This is a genomic window from Pseudomonas entomophila, assembly GCF_018417595.1.
In the GTDB taxonomy this organism is placed as follows: domain Bacteria; phylum Pseudomonadota; class Gammaproteobacteria; order Pseudomonadales; family Pseudomonadaceae; genus Aquipseudomonas; species Aquipseudomonas entomophila_C.
On the sequence record NZ_CP070982.1, the window covers coordinates 1,078,331 to 1,099,588 of the forward strand.

A 21,258-nucleotide genomic window follows, 5' to 3' on the forward strand; every position below is an offset into this window, starting at 1 on the left:
CCCGCGTCTTGAACGGGCGGCGTGATGCTGAACAAATACCCTCTGTGGAAATACCTGCTGATCGTGGTGGTACTGGCGGTCGGCTTCATTTATTCCGCACCCAACCTCTACCCGGATGATCCGGCGGTGCAGATCAGCGGCGCCAGTTCCGCCCTGCATGTCAGCCAGGCCGACCTCGACCGCGTCACCAAGGCGCTGGGCGATGCCGGCATCGCCGTCAAAGGCGGCAGCCTGGGCGTGAAGGGCAGTGCGCTGGTGCGCCTGACCAACCAGGAAGACCAGTTGCCAGCCAAGGATGTGGCGCGCAAGGCCCTCGGTGACGACTATGTCGTGGCCCTGAACCTGGCCCAGACCACCCCGCAGTGGCTGCGCAACCTGGGTGCCAGCCCGATGAAGCTGGGCCTGGACCTGTCCGGTGGTGTGCACTTCCTGCTGGAAGTGGATATGGACAAGGCCATGACGGCCCGCATGAAAGTCTACGAAGGCGAGGTCAAGACCTTGCTGCGCAAAGAGCGCGTCCGCTACCGCAGCCTGCCCCAGCAGGACGGCGGCATCATGCTGGGCTTCGCCGACGACGCTACCCGCGAGCAGGCACGTGCCCTGATCCGCAAGAATTTCAATGATTTCGACCTGACCACCACCGAGCGCAACGAGCTCGCCGTGCTGCGTCTGGCGCTGACTCAGGCGAAAGTCGCCGAGATCCGCGAATACTCGATCAAGCAGAACCTGACCACCGTCCGCAACCGTGTCAACGAGCTGGGCGTGGCCGAGCCGCTGGTCCAGCGCCAGGGCGCCAACCGCATCGTGGTCGAGCTGCCGGGCGTGCAGGACACCGCCGAAGCCAAGCGTATTCTCGGCAAGACCGCCAACCTGGAGTTCCGCTTTGGTGCTGAACCAGGCGCGTCGAAAGCCACCACCGAAGTGTTCGAGTTCCGCGAAGGCGGCCGCTCCGCCGCGGTCGAGCGCGGCCTGATCATCACCGGTGACCAGGTCACCGACGCCCAGGCCAGCTTCGACGAACACGGTCGCCCGCAGGTGAATATCCGTCTGGATGGCCACGGCGGCGAGCTGATGAGCCGCGCCACCCGTACCAACGTCGGGCGCAGCATGGCGGTGATCTTCATCGAGCAGAAGCCGATCACCCGCTACGAAAAGCAGACCGTCGACGGCGTCGAGAAGGACGTTGCCGTACAGAGCTTCAAGGAAGAGAAGAAGATCATCAGCCTGGCGACCATCCAGTCGCCGCTGGGCAGCCAGTTCCGCATCACCGGCCTGAACGGCCAGGGCGAATCGTCCGAGCTGGCCCTGCTGCTGCGTGCCGGTGGTCTGGCCGCGCCGATGTACTTCGCCGAAGAACGTACCATTGGCCCGAGCCTGGGTGCCGACAACATCACCAAGGGTATCGATGCGTCGCTGTGGGGCATGCTGTTCGTCTCGCTGTTCATCATCGCCATCTACCGTGGCTTTGGCGTGATCGCCACCGTCGCCCTGGCGGGCAACATGGTGCTGCTGCTGGCGCTGATGTCGCTGCTGGGCGCCACGCTGACGCTGCCGGGTATCGCCGGTATCGTGCTGACCATGGGTATGGCGGTGGACGCCAACGTGCTGATCTTCTCGCGTATCCGCGAAGAGCTGAACGCCGGCATGTCGGTGCAGCGCGCCATCCATGAAGGCTTCAACCGTGCGTACACCGCGATCATCGACGCCAACCTGACCAGCCTGCTGGTCGGTGGCATCCTGTTCGCCATGGGTACCGGCCCGGTCAAGGGCTTCGCGGTCACCATGTCCCTCGGGATTTTCACCTCGATGTTCACCGCCGTCATGGTGACCCGCGCCATGGTCAACCTGACCTGCGGCGGGCGTGACATCAAGAAGCTGTGGGTTTGAGGGAGCTGCGATGAAAACCATCAACTTCATGGGCGTGCGCAATGTCGCGTTCGCCGTTACCGTGCTCCTCACCGTGCTGGCGTTGTTCAGCTGGTGGCACAAGGGCCTGAACTTCGGCCTGGACTTCACCGGCGGTACGCTCATCGAGCTGACCTACGAGCGCCCGGCCGACCTGAAGGCGGTGCGCGCCGAGCTGGTCGAATCCGGCTTCCACGAGGCCGTGGTGCAGAGTTTTGGTGCTACCACCGACCTGCTGGTGCGCATGCCGGGCGACGACCCGCTGCTGGGCAACAAGGTCGCCGCCGCGCTGCAGAAGATCGGCGGTGACAACCCGGCCACGGTCAAGCGTGTCGAGTTCGTCGGCCCGCAGGTGGGTGAAGAGCTGCGCGACCAGGGCGGCATGGGCATGCTCCTGGCCCTGGGCGGCATCCTCATCTACCTGGCCTTCCGCTTCCAGTGGAAGTTCGCCGTCGGCGCCATCGTCTCGCTGGTGCACGACGTAGTGGTGACCCTGGGTATCCTGTCGTTCTTCCAGATCACCTTCGACCTGACGGTGCTGGCGGCGGTGCTGGCGATCATCGGCTACTCGCTCAACGACACCATCGTCGTGTTCGACCGGGTGCGCGAGAACTTCCGGGTGATGCGCAAGGCCTCGCTGATCGAGAACATCAACGTCTCGACCACCCAGACCCTGCTGCGCACCATCGCCACTTCGGTGTCGACCCTGCTGGCGATCGCCGCACTGCTGTTCTTCGGTGGCGACAACCTGTTCGGTTTCTCCCTGGCACTGTTCATCGGTGTCATGGCGGGTACCTACTCGTCGATCTACATCGCCAACGTGGTGCTGATCTGGCTGAACCTGAACAGCGAAGACCTGATTCCTCCGGTCAAGAACGAGGGTGTGGACGACCGCCCGTAAGGCTTCGTCCTGCGCCATTTGGCGTAAAGAGAGGCGCGAGTGTTGAACTCGCGCCTTTTTTTTTGCTCCAAGGCTGGGAAGAAGGCGGGTCGGAGCCCGCAGGTACGATCAGGAGGTTCACGTGAACAAATCAATGCTGGTGGGTGCGGTTCTGGGTGCTGTCGGTGTAACCGCCGGAGGTGCTGTGGCGACCTACAGCTTGGTGAACAAAGGGCCTGAATACGCCCAGGTCACCGATGTGCAGCCGATCAAGCAGCAGGTGAAGACACCACGCGAGGTCTGCAAGGATGTCACCGTGACGCGCCAGGCGCCGGTCAAGGATCAGCATCAGATCGCCGGTACGGTGGTAGGTGCCATCGCTGGTGGTCTGCTGGGTAACCAGATTGGTGGCGGTACTGGCAAGAAGATTGCCACCGTGGCCGGTGCGGTCGGTGGCGGCTATGCCGGCAACAAGGTGCAGGAAGGCATGCAGGAGCGTGACACCTACACCACCACGCAGACGCGCTGCAACACGGTCAACGACATCAGCGACAAGGTCGTGGGTTACAACGTGACCTATACCATCGGTGACCAGGTGGGCAAGGTGAAGATGGATCACGAGCCGGGCTCGACCATTCCGCTGGACAAGAATGGCAAGCTGGTCCTGAGCCAGAACCAGCCGGGGCAGTGAGCCGTTTTCGGGCTGCTCTTGTGTGGGAGCGGCCTTGCGTCGCGAAAGGGCTGCGAAGCAGCCCCGACAATCTCGCGGCAGGCCGCAGATCCTGGGGCCGCTTCGCGCCCCTTTCGCGACACAAGGCCGCTCCCACAAAGCGGTGGGCACGGACATAAAAAAAGCACCCCGAGGGGTGCTTTTTTGTGCCCGTTGCAATCCGCGCTTAGCGCTTCATGTGCTCGGGCAGGTGCGGCTGGATGGCGGTCAGCACAGCCTTGAAGCACTTGATGTTGCCCGCGACGATGTGGCCCTTCTCGAGGAAGTCGTGGCCACCGTTGAAGTCGCTCACCAGGCCACCGGCTTCCTGGATCAGCAGCACGCCTGCGGCCATGTCCCAATCGGACAGGCCCGACTCCCAGAAGGCGTCGAAGCGGCCAGCGGCCACATAAGCCAGGTCCAGGCTGGCGGAACCGGCGCGGCGGATGCCGGCGGTCTGCCCGGTCAGGGCGCGGAACATGCCCAGGTAGTTGTCCAGGTCGGCCATCTGGTTGTCACGGAACGGGAAACCGGTGCCCAGCAGCGCGCCTTCCAGGCTGGTGCGCGAGCTGACGCGGATGCGGCGGCCGTTCAGTTGGGCGCCACGGCCACGGCTGGCGGTGAATTCTTCCTGGCGAACCGGGTCGAGGACCACGGCGTGCTCCAGGCGGCCGCGGTATTTGCAGGCGATGCTGACGGCGAAGTGTGGCACGCCGCGCAGGAAGTTGGTGGTGCCGTCCAGCGGATCGATGATCCACAGGTAATCCTTGCCTTCTTCGCCTTTGCCGGCGTGCAGGCCAGTCTCTTCACCCTGGATCGAGTGGTTCGGGTAGGCTTTGCGCAGGGCGTCGACGATGACCTTCTCGGCGGCGCGGTCAACCTCGGACACGTAGTCCTTGGCCTGCTTTTCGTCGACTTTGATGCTGTCCAGGCGTTCGATGGAGCGGAAAATCAGTTCACTGGCGCTGCGAGCCGCGCGCAGGGCGATATTCAGCATAGGCTGCATGGGAAGGTCACCTGGAGATGTTAAAGAAGAAAGCCGACCATTCTAGCAGAAAACTTTAACGACTGAAGTGTCACATTTGCTTTCATGGCGTTACGCTGGTCGGTTCTGTAAGATCGAACCCTCATATTATCTGCATCCGAGAGCACGACACCTTGCTGCAAAATATTCGTGTTGTCCTGGTCAATACCAGCCATCCCGGCAACATCGGTGGCGCTGCGCGTGCCATGAAAAACATGGGCCTGTCGCGCCTGGTGCTGGTGCAGCCAAAGGCATTTCCCTCTGCCGAAGCCTCGGCGCGGGCCTCTGGCGCCGATGATCTGCTCGACAATGTCCAGGTGGTCGATACGCTTGAACAGGCGCTGGTCGGCTGCAGCCTGGTCATGGGCACCAGTGCCCGCGAGCGCAGCATCCCCTGGCCGTTGATCGACCCGCGAGAGTGCGGGGCCAAGGCCGTGGCGCATGCCGCCGGCGGCGAAGAGATCGCCCTGGTGTTCGGGCGCGAGCACGCCGGCCTGACCAACGAAGAACTGCAGCGATGTCACTTCCACGTGCACATTCCCTCGAACCCCGACTTCAGCTCGCTGAATCTGGCCGCCGCCGTCCAGGTGCTCTCTTATGAGGTGCGCATGGCCTGGCTGGCAGGGCAGGGCACGGCGGCCAAGGTCGAGAAGGTCGACGCCAGCGAGCTGGCGACCATGGACGAAATGGAGCTGTTCTATGACCACCTGGAGAAAACCCTGGTGGACATCGGCTTCCTTGACCCCGAGAAGCCCAAGCATCTGATGGCGCGCCTGCGCCGGCTGTATGGGCGAAGCTCGGTCGAGCGTCCGGAAATGAGCATTTTGCGCGGCATCCTCACCGAGACCCAGAAAGTCGCACGGGGCGAGCCGCATAAACGGAAGGACTGAACAGATGTTCGAGCGTCTGCGTGAAGATATCCAGAGTGTTTTTCATCGTGACCCGGCGGCGCGCAACGCCTTTGAAGTGCTGACCTGCTACCCGGGCATGCACGCGATCTGGTTGCACCGCTTGGGTCATGCCCTGTGGGTCCGCGACTTCAAGTGGCTGGCGCGCCTGGTGTCGAACTTCGGGCGCTGGATGACCGGTATCGAGATTCACCCCGGTGCCACCATCGGCCGGCGCTTCTTTATCGACCACGGCATGGGCATCGTCATTGGCGAGACCGCCGAGATTGGTGATGATGTCACGCTCTACCAGGGCGTGACCCTGGGTGGCACCAGCTGGAACAAGGGCAAGCGCCACCCCACGCTGGAGAACGGCGTGGTGGTGGGTGCCGGTGCCAAGGTACTGGGGCCGTTCACTGTCGGTGCCGGCGCCAAGATCGGCTCCAACGCCGTGGTCACCAAGGCGGTGCCGGCAGGCGCCACCGCGGTCGGCATTCCCGGGCGGATCATCGTCAAGGTCGAAGATGACGCGGTCGAGGCCAAGCGCAAGGCGATGGCCGAGAAGATCGGCTTCGATGCCTATGGCGTCAGCGGCGACATGCCCGACCCGGTGGCGCGCGCCATCGGCCAGATGCTCGACCACCTGCAGGCAGTCGACGAGCGGTTGGAGGGGATGTGCGGGGCGATGACCAGGATGGGTAGCGACTACTGTGCCAAGGAACTGCCGGCACTGCCCGCCGATGACTTCGCTGAAGTGAAGCAGGTGGCCCGGGGCGACACTCAGTCGCATTGATTCCGCCGGCTCGACACAAGGGGCGTGTGCTTGCGCCCCTTGTCTGCTACACTCGCGCCCGCCTTCCACATGCATACCCGACTAAAGCACTAGGTCTAATAGTTGACTTAAATGCTCGGGAATCGCATACTCGCACACATCTTGTAACTCCCGTGGTAACCACACGCCATGCGACTGACTACCAAAGGCCGATACGCCGTGACCGCCATGCTCGACCTGGCGTTGCACGCGCAGCATGGGCCGGTGTCTTTGGCCGATATTTCCGAGCGCCAGGGCATTTCCCTCTCTTATCTGGAACAGCTGTTCGCCAAGCTGCGCCGCAGTAGCCTGGTTTCCAGCGTTCGCGGCCCGGGCGGCGGCTACCAGCTGTCGCGCGGCATGGAAACCATCCAGGTGGCCCAGGTTATCGACGCGGTCAACGAATCGGTCGATGCTACCCGTTGCCAGGGCCTGGGGGATTGCCATGCCGGTGATACCTGCCTGACTCACCACCTGTGGTGCGACCTGAGCCAGCAGATCCATGAATTTCTCAGCGGCATCAGCCTGGCCGACCTCGTCATGCGCCGCGAGGTGCAGGAAGTCGCCCAGCGCCAGGACCTGCGCCGTGTCGCCGGCCGGGTTGCCCTGCTGGACAAGATTGAGACGTCCGCCGTCGACTGAAACAGCCGCGACGAGCGACGCCACCGCCTGATAGGAGATACTCAATGAAGTTGCCGATCTACCTCGATTACTCCGCGACCACCCCGGTCGATCCCCGTGTCGCCCAGAAGATGGCCGAGTGCCTGCTGGTCGACGGGAACTTCGGTAACCCGGCCTCGCGTTCCCACGTGTTTGGCTGGAAAGCTGAAGAAGCAGTCGAGAACGGCCGCCGCCAGGTCGCCGAGCTGATCAACGCCGACCCGCGCGAAATCGTCTGGACCAGCGGTGCCACCGAGTCCGACAACCTCGCTCTGAAAGGCGTCGCGCACTTCTATCAGACCAAGGGCAAGCACATCATCACCTCCAAGATCGAGCACAAGGCGGTCCTGGACACCGCTCGCCAGCTCGAGCGCGAAGGTTTTGAGGTCACCTATCTCGAGCCGGGCGAAGACGGCATCGTCACCCCGGCCATGGTCGAAGCCGCCCTGCGCGACGACACCATCCTGGTCTCGCTGATGCACGTGAACAACGAAGTCGGCTCGATCAACGACATCGCCGCCATCGGTGAACTGACCCGCTCGCGCGGCGTGCTGTTCCATGTCGACGCCGCCCAGTCGGCCGGCAAGGTCGAGATCGACGTGCAAAAGCTGAAAGTCGACCTGATGTCGTTCTCGGCGCACAAGGTCTACGGCCCGAAAGGCATCGGCGCGCTGTACGTCAGCCGCAAGCCGCGGGTTCGCCTGGAAGCCATCATTCACGGCGGTGGCCATGAGCGCGGCATGCGTTCGGGCACCCTGCCGACCCACCAGATCGTCGGCATGGGCGAAGCCTTCGCCATCGCCAAGCAGGAAATGGCCGCTGAAAATGTGCGCATCAAGGCCCTGAGCGACCGCTTCTTCAAGCAGGTCTCCGATCTTGAAGAGCTGTACGTCAACGGCAGCCAGACCGCCCGCGTGCCGCACAACCTGAACCTGAGCTTCAACTACGTCGAAGGCGAGTCGCTGCTGATGTCCCTGAAGGATATCGCCGTGTCGTCCGGTTCGGCCTGCACCTCCGCTTCGCTCGAGCCGTCCTATGTCCTGCGTGCCCTGGGTCGCAACGACGAACTGGCGCACAGCTCGATCCGCTTCTCCTTCGGCCGCTTCACCACCGAAGAAGAAGTCGACTACGCCGCGCAGGAAGTCTGCAAGGCCGTGAACAAGCTGCGTGAATTGTCGCCGCTGTGGGACATGTACAAAGACGGCGTCGACATCTCCAAGATCGAGTGGGCCGCCCACTAAGCAGTCGCCGGCAAGAGCGGCTCCCTGATGAGGAAGGAATTGCACCATGGCATACAGTGAAAAGGTCATCGACCACTACGAAAACCCGCGCAACGTCGGCAAGATGAACGCCGACGACCCGGATGTCGGCACCGGCATGGTCGGCGCCCCGGCCTGCGGCGACGTGATGCGCCTGCAGATCAAGGTCAACGAGCAGGGCGTGATCGAAGACGCCAAGTTCAAGACTTACGGCTGCGGTTCGGCCATCGCCTCCAGCTCCCTCGCCACCGAGTGGATGAAGGGCAAGACCCTGGACGAGGCCGAGACCATCAAGAACACCCAGCTGGCTGAAGAGCTGGCGTTGCCGCCGGTCAAGATCCACTGCTCCGTGCTCGCCGAAGATGCCATCAAGGCCGCTGTTCGCGATTACAAGCAGAAGAAAGGCTTGATCTGAGTCGCCTGACGCAAGGTAAGGAGTTCTGATGGCTATCAGCATGACAGAAGCCGCCGCCAACCACATTCGCCGCTCCCTCGACGGGCGTGGCAAGGGTGAGGGCATTCGCCTGGGCGTGCGCACCACCGGTTGCTCGGGCCTGGCCTACGTGCTGGAGTTCGTCGATGAACTGGCAGAAGAGGACCAGGTGTTCGAGAACCATGGCGTGAAGGTCATCATCGACCCGAAGAGCCTGGTCTATCTCGATGGCACCGAGCTGGACTTCGTCAAGGAAGGGTTGAACGAAGGCTTCAAGTTCAACAACCCCAACGTGCGCGGTGAGTGTGGCTGCGGCGAAAGCTTCAATGTCTGAGGCTTGACGTGGGTACTCCTTGCCATTACGCCCTGTTCGACCTGCAGCCGGCCTTCCGCCTGGACCTCGACAAGCTGGCCGTTCGCTACCGCGAACTGGCCCGCGAGGTCCATCCTGACCGTTTCGCCGACGCTTCCGAGCGCGAGCAGCGGGTCGCCCTGGAAAAGTCCGCCGCGCTGAACGACGCCTACCAGACCTTGCGCAGCGCGCCGCGCCGCGCCCGTTACCTGCTGGCCATCGGTGGCCACGAAGTGCCCCAGGAAGTCACCGTGCACGACCCGGACTTCCTGCTGCAGCAGATGCAGTGGCGCGAAGAGCTCGAAGAGCTGCAGGACGAAGCCGACCTGGACGGTGTCGGTGTGTTCAAGAAGCGCCTCAAGGTCGCCCAGGACACATTGAACGATGACTTCGCCGACTGTTGGGATGACGCCGCCCAGCGCGACAAGGCCGAACGCCTGATGCGCCGCATGCAGTTCCTCGACAAGCTCGCCCAAGAAGTGCGCCAACTGGAAGAGCGCCTCGACGATTAATCCCGGCGTTGCCGTGACGACGCCTAAGGTACTCAGAAAAGCATGGCCCTACTGCAGATCGCCGAACCCGGTCAGAGCCCCCAGCCGCACCAGCGCCGCCTGGCGGTGGGCATCGACCTGGGCACCACCAACTCCCTCGTCGCCGCCGTTCGCAGCGGGCGCAGCGAACCGCTGCCCGATGCGCAGGGCAACGTCATCCTGCCGTCTGCCGTGCGCTACCTCGACAACGCTGTCGAAGTTGGCCTGGCTGCGCGCGAGGCGGCTCCCCGCGACCCGCTCAACAGTATCCTGTCGGTCAAGCGCCTGATGGGGCGCGGCCTGGCAGACGTCAAGCAACTGGGCGAGCAACTGCCGTACCGTTTTGTCGGTGGGGAGTCGCACATGCCGTTCATCGACACCGTCCAGGGGCCGAAAAGCCCGGTGGAAGTGTCGGCCGACATCCTCAAGGTGCTGCGTCAGCGCGCCGAGGAAACCCTCGGCGGCGAGCTGGTCGGTGCGGTGATCACCGTGCCTGCCTATTTCGACGACGCTCAACGCCAGGCCACCAAGGATGCCGCCAAGCTGGCCGGCCTCAACGTCCTGCGCTTGCTCAACGAGCCGACCGCGGCAGCCGTGGCCTATGGCCTGGACCAGGATGCCGAAGGCGTCGTGGCGATCTTCGACCTGGGCGGCGGCACTTTCGACATTTCCATCCTGCGCCTGACCGCCGGTGTCTTCGAAGTGCTGGCCACCGGTGGCGACACGGCCCTGGGCGGTGACGACTTCGACCATGCGATCGCCGGCTGGATCATCGAGCAGGCAGGTTTGTCCGCCGACCTCGACCCGGCCACCCAGCGCCTGCTGCTGCAGACCGCTTGTGCCGCCAAGGAAGCCTTGACCGACAGCGAAGCGGTCAGCGTCCAGCATGGCGCCTGGCAGGGCGAGCTGACCCGTAGCGCTTTCGACGCCATGATCGAACCGATGATCGCCCGCAGCCTCAAGGCCTGCCGTCGCGCCGTGCGCGACAGCGGCATCGAGCTGGAGGAAGTCGGCGCGGTGGTGATGGTCGGCGGTTCGACCCGTGTGCCGCGTGTGCGCGAGGCGGTCGGTACATTGTTCGGACGTACCCCGCTGACCTCCATCGACCCGGACCAGGTGGTCGCCATTGGCGCCGCGATCCAGGCCGATACGCTCGCCGGCAACCGCCGCGAGGGTGGCGAGCTGCTGCTGCTCGACGTCATCCCGTTGTCGCTTGGTCTGGAGACCATGGGCGGGCTGATGGAGAAGGTGATCCCGCGCAACACCACGATCCCGGTGGCGCGCGCCCAGGAATTCACCACGTACAAAGATGGCCAGTCGGCCATGATGATCCACGTGTTGCAGGGCGAGCGCGAGCTGATCAGCGACTGTCGCTCGCTGGCGCGCTTCGAGCTGCGCGGCATCCCGGCCATGGTCGCGGGCGCGGCGAAGATTCGCGTCACCTTCCAGGTCGACGCCGACGGCCTGCTCAGCGTCGCGGCCCGCGAACTGGGCTCGGGCGTGGAGTCGAGCATACAGGTCAAGCCGTCCTACGGCCTGACCGACGGCGAGATCGCTCGTATGCTCAAGGATTCCTTCGAGCACGCCGGCGCCGACAAGCATGCGCGCCAGTTGCGCGAGCACCAGGTCGACGCCGAGCGCCTGCTCGAGGCGGTGCAGGGCGCCCTGGACGCCGATGGCGAGCGCCTGCTCAGCAGTGACGAGCGCGACGCGATCGAATTCCAGATGCAAGAACTACGTGATTTGCTGACCGGCACCGATGGCGCCGCCATCGAGCAACAGACCAAGCGTCTGTCGCAGGTGACCGATGCATTTGCCGCCCGTCGCCTTGATTCGACGGTCAAAGCCGCACTGGCCGGGCGCAACCTGAATGAGATCGAGGAGTAACCGATGCCGCTGGTGACATTCCTGCCGCACGAGAAGTTCTGCCCCGAGGGGTTGACCGTGGAAGTACCGACCGGGACCAACATCCTGGAACTGGCCCACGACCATCACATCGAGATGGAAAGCGCCTGCGGCGGCGTCAAGGCCTGCACCACCTGCCATTGCATCATCCGCAAGGGCTTCGACTCCCTTGAAGAAGCGGACGAGCTCGAAGAGGACATGCTGGACAAGGCCTGGGGCCTGGAGGCGCAGTCGCGCCTGGGTTGCCAGGTGGTCGTCGGCGATGAGGACCTCACCATCGAGATCCCCAAGTATTCGCTCAACCACGCCGCCGAAGCGCCGCACTGAGGGCCTGTACATGAGTCTGAAATGGGTTGATGTACTTGAGATCGCCATCCAGCTTGCGGAAAGCAAGCCCGAGGTCGATCCTCATTACGTGAATTTCGTCGATCTGCGCGCATGGGTCATGGCTCTGCCGGACTTCGATGACGATCCGTCGCGTTGCGGCGAGAAAGTTCTCGAGGCCATCCAGGCGGCCTGGATCGAAGAAGCCGACTGAACGCACGCTGCAGGTTAGGCAATCCCCTGGAACCCGCGTATAATTCGCGGGTTTAATTTTTCGCAACACTCAATATTCTGGAGTTTTCCATGGCTGTTCAACGTACTTTCTCGATCATCAAGCCTGACGCCGTCGCCAAAAACGTCATCGGCAAGATCACCACTCGCTTCGAAGAAGCCGGCCTGAAAATCGTCGCTTCGAAAATCAAGCAACTGTCCAAGGCCGAAGCCGAAGGCTTCTACGCCGAGCACAGCGCTCGTGGCTTCTTCGGCGACCTGGTTGCCTTCATGACTTCCGGCCCGGTCGTTGTCCAGGTTCTGGAAGGCGAGAACGCCATCGCTCTGAACCGTGAGCTGATGGGCGCCACCAACCCTAAAGAAGCTGCTCCAGGCACCATCCGCGCTGACTTCGCCGAGTCGATCGACGCCAACGCCGTTCACGGTTCGGACTCCGAAGCCGCTGCCGCTCGCGAAATCGCTTACTTCTTCGCAGCTACCGAGGTAACCACTCGCTAAGCGAAAGCTTACGGGTGTGAGGGTGAATCCATGACGACATCGACTGGCAAGATCAACCTGCTGGGGCTGACCCTGGCGGAAATGGAACAGTTCTTCGACTCAATCGGGGAGAAGCGCTTCCGCGCCGGGCAGGTGATGAAATGGATTCACCATTTTGGCGTCGATGATTTCGCCGCCATGACCAATGTCGGCAAGGTCTTGCGCGAAAAGCTCGAGGCCGTTGCCGAGATTCGGGGCCCGGAAGTGGTCAGCGAAGACATTTCCGCCGACGGCACCCGCAAGTGGGTGGTTCGCGTTGCTTCCGGCAGCTGCGTAGAAACCGTCTACATCCCCACCGACGATCGCGGCACGCTGTGCGTATCGTCGCAAGCCGGCTGCGCCCTGGACTGCAGTTTCTGCTCCACCGGCAAGCAAGGCTTCAACAGCAACCTCACCGCCGCCGAAGTGATCGGCCAGGTGTGGCTTGCCAACAAATCCTTCGGGACCGTCCCCGCCAAGATCGACCGCGCCATCACCAACGTGGTCATGATGGGCATGGGCGAGCCCTTGCTGAACTTCGACAATGTCATCGCCGCCATGAAGATCATGATGGAAGATCTGGGCTATGGCATCTCGAAGCGTCGCGTCACGCTCTCCACCTCGGGCGTGGTACCGATGATCGACGAGCTGGCCAAGCACATCGACGTGTCGCTCGCACTGTCGCTGCACGCCCCCAACGATGAGCTGCGCAACAAGCTGGTACCGATCAACAAGAAGTACCCGCTGAAGATGCTGCTGGAATCGTGCATGGGCTACATGTCCACGCTCGGCGGCAAGCGCGTGCTCACCATCGAGTACACCCTGCTCAAGGACGTCAATGACCAGCCCGAGCATGCCGCGCAGATGATCGAGTTGCTGCGCGACGTACCGTGCAAGATCAACCTGATCCCGTTCAACCCGTTCCCGCACTCGGGCTACGAGCGACCCAGCAACAACGCCATCCGTCGCTTCCAGGACCTGCTGCACCATGGTGGTTTCAACGTCACCACCCGTACCACCCGCGGCGACGACATCGATGCCGCCTGCGGCCAGCTGGTGGGCCAGGTCAACGACCGCACCCGTCGCAGCGAGCGTTACATCGCCGTGCGCCAGCTCGCCGACGAGCCGCAAGACAACGCCGCGCGCCCCTGACGAGCACTCCGCCCATGACCCTGCGCGCCGCGCTGTCGATCCTGACGCTTTCGCTGCTGGTTGGCTGCGTGTCCGGCGGCGCGGGCGATCCGCTGGCCAACCGCCAAGGGCGTGAGGAAGCGGGGCGGGCCTACGTGCAGTTGGGGCTTGGGTATTTGCAACAAGGTTTGACCGAGCAGGCCAAGGCGCCGCTGGGCAAGGCCCTGGCCTTGAGCGAGCGCGATGTCGATGCCCACGCGGCATTGGCCTTGGTGTTCCAGGCAGAAGGCGAGCCGGCGCTGGCCGCCCAGCACTTCGAGAAAGCGCTGGCCATACGCCCGAGCGACACACGAATCCGCAACAACTACGGCAGTTTCCTATATGCTCAGGGCCGCTTTGATGACGCCCAGGCGATGTTCCGCCAAGCGGCCGCCGATACCCTGTATCCTGAGCGCTCCCGGGTCTACGAGAACCTGGGGCTGACGGCCCTGAAGCTGGGGCAGGGCGAACAGGCCCGCGAGCATCTGGAAAAAGCCCTTCGGCTCAATCAGCGGCAACCGAGGGCTTTGCTTGAAATGGCTGAGTTGTCCTACGAAAACAGGCATTATGTGCCGGCCCGGGACTACTACGATCGATTCAGCCAGCTGAGCGACCAGAATGCCCGCAGTCTGCTGCTGGGCAGCCGCCTGGCCCGCGCCCTCGACGACCGGGGCGACGCGGCCCGCCTGGGCCAGCAATTACAACGACTTTATCCCGGTACGCCGGAATATCAGCAATACCTGTCGGAGCAACGATGAAAGCCGCGCACACTGAAGTAGCAGCAGCGACTCGCCAAAACCCCGGTGACGTCTTGCGTCAGGCCCGCGAGAAACGGGACTGGAGCCAGGCCGAGGTCGCTCGCAAGCTCAATCTCACGGTATCTTCGCTGAACAACCTGGAAAACGGCGCCTTCGACAAGCTGCCGGGGCATACCTTCGCCCGCGGTTACATCCGTGCCTACGCCAAACTGATGGACATGGACCAGGCACCGCTGGTCGAGGCGTTCGACCAGATTACCGGCACCCACGCCAAGGGCAGCGAAGTGCATGCCCTGGGCCGCATCGAGGAGCCGGTGCGCCTGTCCCACAACATCCTGCGCGTGGTCAGCCTGCTGCTGCTGGTGGCCGTGGTCGGTGGCAGCTTCCTCTGGTGGCAGGACAACACCAGCCTGCGCGGCAAGGACCTGGCCAAGATCGCCCTGGAGCATGTCGAAGTCGAGAGCGCCGACGGCACCACCCAGATCCACCCGCTGGACGAGCCGGAAGACCAGGCCGTGAGCGAAGGCCAGCAGCCTGAAAGCGAAGTGCTGCCACTGGAACCCGCGGCCAGCGAGCAGCCCCCGGCCAGTACCGCCGAGGCTCCCGCGACAGCGGTAGCCGCGCCTGCGCCGGTCGCGCCGGCCGCCGCGCCACAAGCGCCGGCTGTCGCCGTGGCGCCGACCGCTCCGGCAGCGCCTGCCGCACCGGTTGCCCCGGTCGCTCCCGTGGCCACCGCGCCCGCACCGGTAGCTCCGGCACCCGCTGTCGAGGCTGCGCCCGCCCCGGCCGGCAGTGGCAATGTACACATCCAGTTCACCGCCGATTGCTGGACCCAGGTCTCAGATGGCAACGGCAAGGTGCTGTTCAGCGCCATCAAGCGCAAGGGCGACAGCCTGGAACTGACCGGCAAGCCACCGTTCGCGGTGCGCCTGGGCTTCGCCCGTGGCGCCCAGGTGAGCTACAACGGCCAGGCGGTCGATGTCGCCCCGTTCACCAGTGGCGAAACCGCTCGCCTGAAGTTGGGACAGTAAGACATGCACGGCGAATCTCCGATCAAACGTCGCGAATCCCGCAAAATCTGGGTCGGCAATGTGCCGGTGGGTGGCGATGCCCCCATCGCGGTGCAGAGCATGACCAACACCGACACCAACGATGTCGCCGCCACCGTGGCGCAGATCCAGCGCCTGGTCGATGCCGGCGTGGACATCGTGCGTGTCTCGGTACCGGACATGGACGCCGCCGAGGCGTTCGGCAAGATCAAGAAGCTGGTCAGCGTGCCGCTGGTCGCCGACATCCACTTCGACTACAAGATCGCCCTGCGCGTGGCCGAACTGGGCGTCGACTGCCTGCGTATCAACCCGGGCAACATCGGCCGCGAAGACCGCGTGCGCGCGGTGGTCGACGCCGCCCGTGATCGTGGCATCCCGATCCGCATCGGCGTCAACGCCGGCTCCTTGGAAAAAGACCTGCAGAAGAAGTACGGCGAACCCACCCCCGCCGCGCTGGTCGAGTCGGCGCTGCGCCATGTCGAGCACCTGGACCGCCTGGACTTCCAGGACTTCAAGGTCAGCGTCAAGGCCTCCGACGTGTTCATGGCCGTCGAGGCCTACCGCTTGCTGGCCAAGCAGATCATCCAGCCGCTGCACTTGGGGATAACCGAAGCCGGTGGCCTGCGTTCGGGGACGGTGAAATCCGCCGTCGGCCTAGGTATGCTGCTGGCCGAGGGTATCGGTGACACCATCCGTATTTCGCTGGCGGCCGACCCGGTCGAGGAAGTGAAGGTCGGCTACGACATCCTCAAGTCGCTGCACCTGCGTTCCCGTGGCATCAACTTCATCGCCTGCCCGAGCTGCTCGCGGCAGAACTTCGATGTGGTCAAGACCATGAACGAGCTGGAAGGGCGCCTGGAAGACCTGCTGGTGCCGCTGGACGTGGCGGTGATCGGTTGCGTGGTCAACGGCCCGGGCGAAGCCAAGGAGTCGCACGTCGGCCTGACCGGCGGCACCCCGAACCTGGTCTACATCGACGGCAAGCCATCGCAGAAGCTGAACAACGACAACCTGGTCGACGAGCTGGAGAAGCTCATCCGCCAGAAAGCGGCCGAGAAGGCCGAGGCCGACGCGGCGCTGATCGCCCGTGGCTGATACACAGAATTCGTAAGGACTACTCGTGAGCAAATCGCTGCAAGCCATCCGTGGCATGAACGACATCCTGCCCGACCAGTCGCCGCTGTGGCGCTATTTCGAGGGCACCGTGGCCGGCCTGCTGGACAGCTATGGCTACAGCCAGATCCGCACGCCGATCGTCGAGTTCACCGAGCTGTTCAAGCGCTCGATCGGTGAAGTCACCGATATCGTCGAGAAGGAGATGTACACCTTCCAGGACAACAAGGACTCGCTTACCTTGCGCCCGGAAGGTACCGCCGCTTGCGTGCGCGCAGTGCTCGAGCACGGCATCATCGGTAATGGCCAAGTGCAGAAACTCTGGTACGTGGGCCCGATGTTCCGCCACGAGCGCCCGCAACTGGGACGCTACCGTCAGTTCCACCAGATCGGTGTCGAGGTGTTCAACCTGGCCGGCCCCGATATCGACGCCGAACTGATCATGCTCACCTGGCGCCTCTGGGCGTTGCTGGGTATTCAGGATGCGGTGACCCTGGAGCTCAACAGCCTGGGCACCAGCCAAGCCCGCGCGCGTTATCGTGATGCACTGGTCGAATTCCTCTCGCAACGCATTGATCAACTGGACGAAGACAGCCAGCGCCGCCTGAAGAGCAACCCGCTGCGTATCCTCGACAGCAAGAACGAAGGCACCCAGGCCGCCCTGGTGGGCGCACCGAAGCTCGAAGAGTATCTGGACGAAGAGTCCCGCGTGCACTTCGATGGCGTGAAAGCGCGTCTTGACGCTGCTGGCATACCCTTCGTGATCAACACCAAGCTGGTACGCGGCCTGGATTACTACAGCAAAACGGTGTTCGAGTGGGTCACCGACAAGCTCGGTGCCCAGGGCACGGTCTGCGCCGGTGGGCGCTACGATGGCCTGGTCGAGCAGATGGGCGGCAAACCAACCGCTGGCGTTGGCTTTGCCATGGGTATCGAGCGCCTGCTGCTGCTGATCGAAACCCTGGGCCAGGTACCTGAGTCGATCAGCCGTACCATCGATGTCTACCTGTGCGCCTTTGGTGAGCAGGCGGAGCTGGCTGGCCTGAAGATCAGCGAGCAACTGCGTGATCGCCTGCCGAACCTGCGCCTGGCGGTCAACGCCGGTGGCGGCAACTTCAAGAACCAGTTCAAGAAAGCTGACAAAAGTGGCGCGCTGTTCGCCCTGATCCTCGGCGACGACGAACTGGCCAAGCAAGAAGTCGGCCTCAAGCCCCTGCGTGGCCAGGGCGAACAACAGAACATTGCCTGGGATGCGCTTGCCGCGCACCTGGAAACCGCGATCGCCCAGGCGTAACGCGGTTCAACAACGAATAGGCGAATAGGAGTATTGGGGTGTCGAGTACCGATGATGAAGGCCTGGCAGCGGCCAAGGACTGGTGGAACCGCAACGGCAAGCCGCTACTGACCGGCGCCCTGCTGGCCGGCGTGGTGGTGATGGGCTGGCAGACCTGGCACAAGTACCAGGCCAACCAGTCGCAAGGCGCCTCGGCGTTGTATCAGGCCCTGCTGGAAACCTCGCTGACCCCGAGCGGCCAGCCTGACGCAGGCAAGGTCGCCGAACTCTCCGGCAAGCTCAAGAGCGAGTTCGGCGGTACCGCTTATGCCCAGTACGGCAGCCTGTTCGTGGCTAAAGTGGCGGTGGACAGCGGCAAGCTGGACGACGCGGCCAGCGAGCTGAAAGGCGTGATGGACAAGCCGGCCGACGCCACCCTGGGCGAGATATCGCGCCAGCGCCTGGCCCGTGTACTGGCTGCCCAGGACAAGGCCGAAGACGCGCTGAAGCTGCTCGACGGCGACACCGACAAGGCCTTCCTCGCCAGCCGCGAGGAGCTCAAGGGCGACCTGCTGGTACAGCTGGGCCGCGCCGACGACGCGCACAGCGCCTACGAAAAAGCCAAGGCCGCGCTGTCCGACGACGCCGCGATCGGTGGCCTGCAACTGAAGCTGGATGACCTGGCCAAAGGGGACGCCTGAAGTGAAGGGTTGGAAACAAGCAGCAGTGCTCACCCTCGCCGTGCTGGCAGCGGGTTGCAGCAGCAACAGCAAGAAGGAACTGCCCCCGGCCGAGCTGACCAAGTTCACCGAGGAAGTGGTGCTGAAGAAGCAGTGGAGCCGTTCGATCGGTGACGGCCAGGGCGAGACGTACAACACCCTGGTACCGGCCATCGAGAACGACCGCATCTACGCTGCTGATGTCACTGGCAAGGTCTTCGCGCTGAACCGCCTCGACGGCGACGTGGTGTGGAAGAAGGACCTCGAGCTGCCGGTTTCCGGCGCCGTGGGCGTAGGCTACGGCCTGGTCATGCTGGGCACGCTCAAGGGCGAGGTCATCGCCCTGGACTCCAGCACCGGTGAGGAACGCTGGCGTTCCCGCGTCACCAGTGAAGTGCTGGCACCGCCCGCCAACAACGGCGACGTGGTGGTGGTACAAACCCAGGACGACCGTCTGATCGGCCTCGACGCCGCCACCGGCGACCGTCGCTGGATCTACGAGAACACCCCAGCCGTGCTGACCCTGCGCGGTACCGGCGCCCCCGTGGTGACCAACCGCCTGGCCGTGGCCGGCCTGTCCACCGGCAAGGTGGTGGCGGTCGATATCAGCAACGGCGTGCCGGTGTGGGAGAGCCGCGTGGCCATCCCGCAGGGCCGTTCCGAGCTGGATCGCGTGGTGGACATCGACGGCGGCTTGCTGCTGTCTGGTGGCACCCTCTACGTGAGCACCTACCAGGGCCGCGTCGCGGGCCTGGATGTGGAGAGCGGCCGTGTGATGTGGCAGCGCGATGCCTCCAGCTACGTAGGGGTCGCCCAGGGCTTCGGCAACGTCTACGTGAGCGAGGCGTCGGGCACCGTCGAGGGTATCGACGAGCGTTCGTCCAGCGCCCTGTGGAGCAACGACACCATGGCTCGCCGTCAGCTGTCGGCGCCGGAAGTGTTCTCCAGCTATGTGGCTGTCGGTGACTTCGAGGGTTACCTGCACCTGCTCAGCCAGGTCGATGGCCGCTTCGTCGGCCGTGAGCGTATCGACAGTGATGGCCTGCGCGCCCGCCCCCTGGTGGTCGGCGACACCATCTATGTCTTCGGCAACAGCGGCAAGCTCGAGGCACTGACCATCCGCTGAAGCTAAGCTTGAGACCGTCAACGGCTCAGGCAGCGGCGTAGGAAACGCCGCCCGAACACCGGCCGCTGCTCTGCAGCGGCCTTTGCATTTTCAAGAATTCAAGAGTGGAGAGCCGCATGGTTCCCGTAATCGCCCTGGTGGGCCGGCCGAACGTCGGTAAATCCACCATGTTCAACCGCCTGACCAAGACCCGCGATGCCATCGTCGGCGACCTGTCGGGCCTGACCCGTGACCGCCAGTACGGCGACGCCAGCTGGCAGGGTCGTTCCTACATCCTCATCGACACCGGTGGTATCACCGGTGACGAGGTGGGCATGGACGAGAAGATGGCCGAGCAGTCGCTGATGGCCATCGAAGAAGCCGACTACGTGCTGTTCCTGGTCGATGCCCGCGCCGGCATGACCGCCGCCGACCAGATGATCGCCGAGCATCTGCGCAAGCGGAACAAGGAAGCGATCCTGGTTGCCAACAAGATCGACAACATCGACGCCGATGTCGCCCGCGCCGAGTTCTCGCCGCTGGGCATGGGCAACGCCATTCCGGTGGCCGGCTCGCAAGGTCGCGGTATCAACGCGCTGATGGAGGCCGTGCTCGGCCACATTCCGCGCGATCCGGTCGAGGACGCCCTCGACGAGGACGTCGCCGAAGGCGAGGAAGCGACGCGCATCCCTGGCCCGAGCGAGAAGGATGGCATCAAGATCGCCATCATCGGCCGCCCCAACGTGGGCAAGTCGACCCTGGTCAACCGCATGCTCGGTGAAGAGCGCGTGGTGGTGTATGACCAGCCGGGCACCACCCGTGACAGTATCTACATCCCGTTCGAGCGCGATGGCGAGAAGTACACCTTCATCGACACCGCAGGTGTGCGCAAGCGCGGCAAGATCCACGAGGAAGTCGAGAAGTTCTCGGTGGTGAAGACGCTGCAGGCGATCAAGGACGCCAACGTGGTGATCTTTGTCATGGACGCCCGCGAAGGCGTGGTCGACCATGACCTCAACCTGCTGGGCTTTGCCCTGGACGCCGGCCGCGCCGTGGTCATCGCCCTGAACAAGTGGGACGGCATGGAGCCGGGCGAGCGCGACTACGTGAAGACCGAGCTGGAGCGCCGGCTGTTCTTCGTCGACTTCGCCGACATCCACTTCATCTCGGCGCTGCACGGCACCGGCGTGGGCCACCTGTACAAGTCGGTGCAGGCCGCGTTCATGTCGGCGGTTACCCGCTGGCCGACCAGCCGCCTGACGCAGATTCTGGAGGACGCCATCAGCGTGCACCAGCCGCCGCTGGTCAACGGCCGTCGCATCAAGTTGCGCTACGCTCACCTGGGCGGTGCCAACCCGCCGCTGATCGTGATCCACGGCAACCAGACCGACAAGATCCCCAACTCGTATTCGCGTTACCTGGAGAACACCTATCGCCGGGTGCTGAAGCTGGTCGGCACGCCGATCCGCATCGAGTACAAGGGCGGCGACAACCCGTTCGAGGGCAAGAAGAACACCCTCACCGATCGCCAGGTCAACAAGAAGCGCCGCCTGATGTCGCACCACAAGAAGGCCGAGAAGAAGCGCCGCGACAAGCGGAAATAAACGGCAAGCTGTAAGCTGCAAGCCGCAAGAAAAAGCAGGCG

At 63.8% G+C, this 21,258-nt stretch carries 23 protein-coding genes; 22 read left to right on the forward strand and 1 reads right to left on the reverse strand.

All coding sequences use genetic code 11. The annotated features are described in order from the left end of the window. Positions 1–24: 24 nt before the first annotated feature. From secD to JYG34_RS04720, 3 genes are all read left to right on the forward strand, one after another. Entirely contained in the window at positions 25–1,887 is a 1,863-nt protein-coding gene (gene secD, locus JYG34_RS04710; protein ID WP_213659686.1) for a protein translocase subunit SecD, read from the forward strand. 10 nt (positions 1,888–1,897) lie between these two features. Then, positions 1,898–2,806 carry a protein translocase subunit SecF gene (gene secF / locus JYG34_RS04715; protein WP_213659687.1) on the forward strand — a complete coding sequence of 303 codons (909 nt, stop codon included), beginning with the start codon at positions 1,898–1,900 and terminating at the stop codon, positions 2,804–2,806. Positions 2,807–2,927: 121 nt separating this feature from the next. After that, positions 2,928–3,476 carry a glycine zipper 2TM domain-containing protein gene (locus JYG34_RS04720; protein WP_011532331.1) on the forward strand — a complete coding sequence of 183 codons (549 nt, stop codon included), beginning with the start codon at positions 2,928–2,930 and terminating at the stop codon, positions 3,474–3,476. A 205-nt stretch (positions 3,477–3,681) separates the two neighbouring features. Here JYG34_RS04720 and suhB read toward each other — a convergent pair whose 3' ends face one another. Beyond that, on the reverse strand, positions 3,682–4,500 hold the full coding sequence (gene suhB, locus JYG34_RS04725) for a type III secretion system regulator SuhB (protein WP_213659688.1): 819 nt from the start codon (positions 4,498–4,500) through the stop codon (positions 3,682–3,684). Positions 4,501–4,652: 152 nt separating this feature from the next. On the opposite strand from suhB, the gene trmJ reads away from it, so the two are divergent. From trmJ to der, 19 genes are all read left to right on the forward strand, one after another. Continuing rightward, the gene (trmJ, locus tag JYG34_RS04730; protein WP_213659689.1) at positions 4,653–5,408 is read left to right on the forward strand and encodes a tRNA (cytosine(32)/uridine(32)-2'-O)-methyltransferase TrmJ; all 756 of its coding nucleotides are present in this window, start codon (positions 4,653–4,655) and stop codon (positions 5,406–5,408) included. Between the two features lie 4 nt (positions 5,409–5,412). After that, positions 5,413–6,198, forward strand: a complete 786-nt coding sequence (cysE, locus tag JYG34_RS04735; RefSeq protein ID WP_213659690.1) for a serine O-acetyltransferase — start codon at positions 5,413–5,415, stop codon at positions 6,196–6,198. Positions 6,199–6,366: 168 nt separating this feature from the next. Next, positions 6,367–6,858, forward strand: a complete 492-nt coding sequence (gene iscR, locus JYG34_RS04740; protein WP_011532335.1) for a Fe-S cluster assembly transcriptional regulator IscR — start codon at positions 6,367–6,369, stop codon at positions 6,856–6,858. 44 nt (positions 6,859–6,902) lie between these two features. Continuing rightward, on the forward strand, positions 6,903–8,117 hold the full coding sequence (locus JYG34_RS04745) for an IscS subfamily cysteine desulfurase (RefSeq protein ID WP_011532336.1): 1,215 nt from the start codon (positions 6,903–6,905) through the stop codon (positions 8,115–8,117). A 46-nt stretch (positions 8,118–8,163) separates the two neighbouring features. Further along, positions 8,164–8,550 carry a Fe-S cluster assembly scaffold IscU gene (gene iscU / locus JYG34_RS04750; RefSeq protein WP_011532337.1) on the forward strand — a complete coding sequence of 129 codons (387 nt, stop codon included), beginning with the start codon at positions 8,164–8,166 and terminating at the stop codon, positions 8,548–8,550. A 28-nt stretch (positions 8,551–8,578) separates the two neighbouring features. Next, positions 8,579–8,902, forward strand: a complete 324-nt coding sequence (gene iscA, locus JYG34_RS04755; RefSeq protein WP_011532338.1) for an iron-sulfur cluster assembly protein IscA — start codon at positions 8,579–8,581, stop codon at positions 8,900–8,902. An 8-nt stretch (positions 8,903–8,910) separates the two neighbouring features. Continuing rightward, complete coding sequence (hscB, locus tag JYG34_RS04760) at positions 8,911–9,432, forward strand: co-chaperone HscB (protein ID WP_011532339.1); 522 nt, start codon at positions 8,911–8,913, stop codon at positions 9,430–9,432. 42 nt (positions 9,433–9,474) lie between these two features. After that, complete coding sequence (gene hscA / locus JYG34_RS04765) at positions 9,475–11,337, forward strand: Fe-S protein assembly chaperone HscA (RefSeq protein WP_213659691.1); 1,863 nt, start codon at positions 9,475–9,477, stop codon at positions 11,335–11,337. Positions 11,338–11,340: 3 nt separating this feature from the next. After that, positions 11,341–11,682 (forward strand): ISC system 2Fe-2S type ferredoxin, encoded by a 342-nt coding sequence (gene fdx, locus JYG34_RS04770; protein WP_028689592.1) that lies wholly within the window; start codon positions 11,341–11,343, stop codon positions 11,680–11,682. A 10-nt stretch (positions 11,683–11,692) separates the two neighbouring features. After that, positions 11,693–11,893: a Fe-S cluster assembly protein IscX gene (iscX, locus tag JYG34_RS04775; RefSeq protein WP_028689593.1), complete on the forward strand. Its 201-nt coding sequence runs from the start codon at positions 11,693–11,695 to the stop codon at positions 11,891–11,893. Between the two features lie 89 nt (positions 11,894–11,982). After that, complete coding sequence (gene ndk / locus JYG34_RS04780) at positions 11,983–12,408, forward strand: nucleoside-diphosphate kinase (protein ID WP_011532343.1); 426 nt, start codon at positions 11,983–11,985, stop codon at positions 12,406–12,408. 30 nt (positions 12,409–12,438) lie between these two features. Further along, positions 12,439–13,578: a 23S rRNA (adenine(2503)-C(2))-methyltransferase RlmN gene (gene rlmN / locus JYG34_RS04785; protein ID WP_213659692.1), complete on the forward strand. Its 1,140-nt coding sequence runs from the start codon at positions 12,439–12,441 to the stop codon at positions 13,576–13,578. 14 nt (positions 13,579–13,592) lie between these two features. Then, entirely contained in the window at positions 13,593–14,354 is a 762-nt protein-coding gene (gene pilW, locus JYG34_RS04790) for a type IV pilus biogenesis/stability protein PilW (RefSeq protein ID WP_213659693.1), read from the forward strand. Beyond that, positions 14,351–15,385: a RodZ domain-containing protein gene (locus JYG34_RS04795; RefSeq protein WP_213659694.1), complete on the forward strand. Its 1,035-nt coding sequence runs from the start codon at positions 14,351–14,353 to the stop codon at positions 15,383–15,385. The genes pilW and JYG34_RS04795 overlap by 4 nt, the downstream gene beginning before the upstream one ends. Positions 15,386–15,388: 3 nt before the next feature. After that, on the forward strand, positions 15,389–16,498 hold the full coding sequence (gene ispG, locus JYG34_RS04800) for a flavodoxin-dependent (E)-4-hydroxy-3-methylbut-2-enyl-diphosphate synthase (protein ID WP_011532347.1): 1,110 nt from the start codon (positions 15,389–15,391) through the stop codon (positions 16,496–16,498). Between the two features lie 25 nt (positions 16,499–16,523). Next, positions 16,524–17,810 (forward strand): histidine--tRNA ligase, encoded by a 1,287-nt coding sequence (gene hisS, locus JYG34_RS04805; RefSeq protein ID WP_213659695.1) that lies wholly within the window; start codon positions 16,524–16,526, stop codon positions 17,808–17,810. A 38-nt stretch (positions 17,811–17,848) separates the two neighbouring features. Beyond that, the gene (locus JYG34_RS04810; RefSeq protein ID WP_213659696.1) at positions 17,849–18,490 is read left to right on the forward strand and encodes a tetratricopeptide repeat protein; all 642 of its coding nucleotides are present in this window, start codon (positions 17,849–17,851) and stop codon (positions 18,488–18,490) included. Next, positions 18,465–19,634, forward strand: coding sequence for an outer membrane protein assembly factor BamB (gene bamB / locus JYG34_RS04815; RefSeq protein ID WP_086009437.1), 1,170 nt, complete (start codon positions 18,465–18,467; stop codon positions 19,632–19,634). Before JYG34_RS04810 ends, bamB begins: the two co-directional genes overlap by 26 nt. 116 nt (positions 19,635–19,750) lie before the next feature. Beyond that, complete coding sequence (der, locus tag JYG34_RS04820; protein WP_011532351.1) at positions 19,751–21,217, forward strand: ribosome biogenesis GTPase Der; 1,467 nt, start codon at positions 19,751–19,753, stop codon at positions 21,215–21,217. The last annotated feature ends 41 nt before the right edge of the window (positions 21,218–21,258 follow it).

Coding starts and splice junctions, on each gene's coding strand:
- der (WP_011532351.1), top strand. CDS start 19,751: ATGGTTCCCGTAATCGCCCTGGTGGGCCGGCCGAACGTCGGTAAATCC.
- secF (WP_213659687.1), top strand. CDS start 1,898: ATGAAAACCATCAACTTCATGGGCGTGCGCAATGTCGCGTTCGCCGTT.
- iscX (WP_028689593.1), top strand. CDS start 11,693: ATGAGTCTGAAATGGGTTGATGTACTTGAGATCGCCATCCAGCTTGCG.
- JYG34_RS04745 (WP_011532336.1), top strand. CDS start 6,903: ATGAAGTTGCCGATCTACCTCGATTACTCCGCGACCACCCCGGTCGAT.
- hscA (WP_213659691.1), top strand. CDS start 9,475: ATGGCCCTACTGCAGATCGCCGAACCCGGTCAGAGCCCCCAGCCGCAC.
- iscU (WP_011532337.1), top strand. CDS start 8,164: ATGGCATACAGTGAAAAGGTCATCGACCACTACGAAAACCCGCGCAAC.
- iscR (WP_011532335.1), top strand. CDS start 6,367: ATGCGACTGACTACCAAAGGCCGATACGCCGTGACCGCCATGCTCGAC.
- suhB (WP_213659688.1), bottom strand. CDS start 4,500: ATGCAGCCTATGCTGAATATCGCCCTGCGCGCGGCTCGCAGCGCCAGT.
- cysE (WP_213659690.1), top strand. CDS start 5,413: ATGTTCGAGCGTCTGCGTGAAGATATCCAGAGTGTTTTTCATCGTGAC.
- JYG34_RS04795 (WP_213659694.1), top strand. CDS start 14,351: ATGAAAGCCGCGCACACTGAAGTAGCAGCAGCGACTCGCCAAAACCCC.
- bamB (WP_086009437.1), top strand. CDS start 18,465: ATGACCTGGCCAAAGGGGACGCCTGAAGTGAAGGGTTGGAAACAAGCA.
- secD (WP_213659686.1), top strand. CDS start 25: ATGCTGAACAAATACCCTCTGTGGAAATACCTGCTGATCGTGGTGGTA.
- fdx (WP_028689592.1), top strand. CDS start 11,341: ATGCCGCTGGTGACATTCCTGCCGCACGAGAAGTTCTGCCCCGAGGGG.
- rlmN (WP_213659692.1), top strand. CDS start 12,439: ATGACGACATCGACTGGCAAGATCAACCTGCTGGGGCTGACCCTGGCG.
- ndk (WP_011532343.1), top strand. CDS start 11,983: ATGGCTGTTCAACGTACTTTCTCGATCATCAAGCCTGACGCCGTCGCC.
- pilW (WP_213659693.1), top strand. CDS start 13,593: ATGACCCTGCGCGCCGCGCTGTCGATCCTGACGCTTTCGCTGCTGGTT.
- ispG (WP_011532347.1), top strand. CDS start 15,389: ATGCACGGCGAATCTCCGATCAAACGTCGCGAATCCCGCAAAATCTGG.
- iscA (WP_011532338.1), top strand. CDS start 8,579: ATGGCTATCAGCATGACAGAAGCCGCCGCCAACCACATTCGCCGCTCC.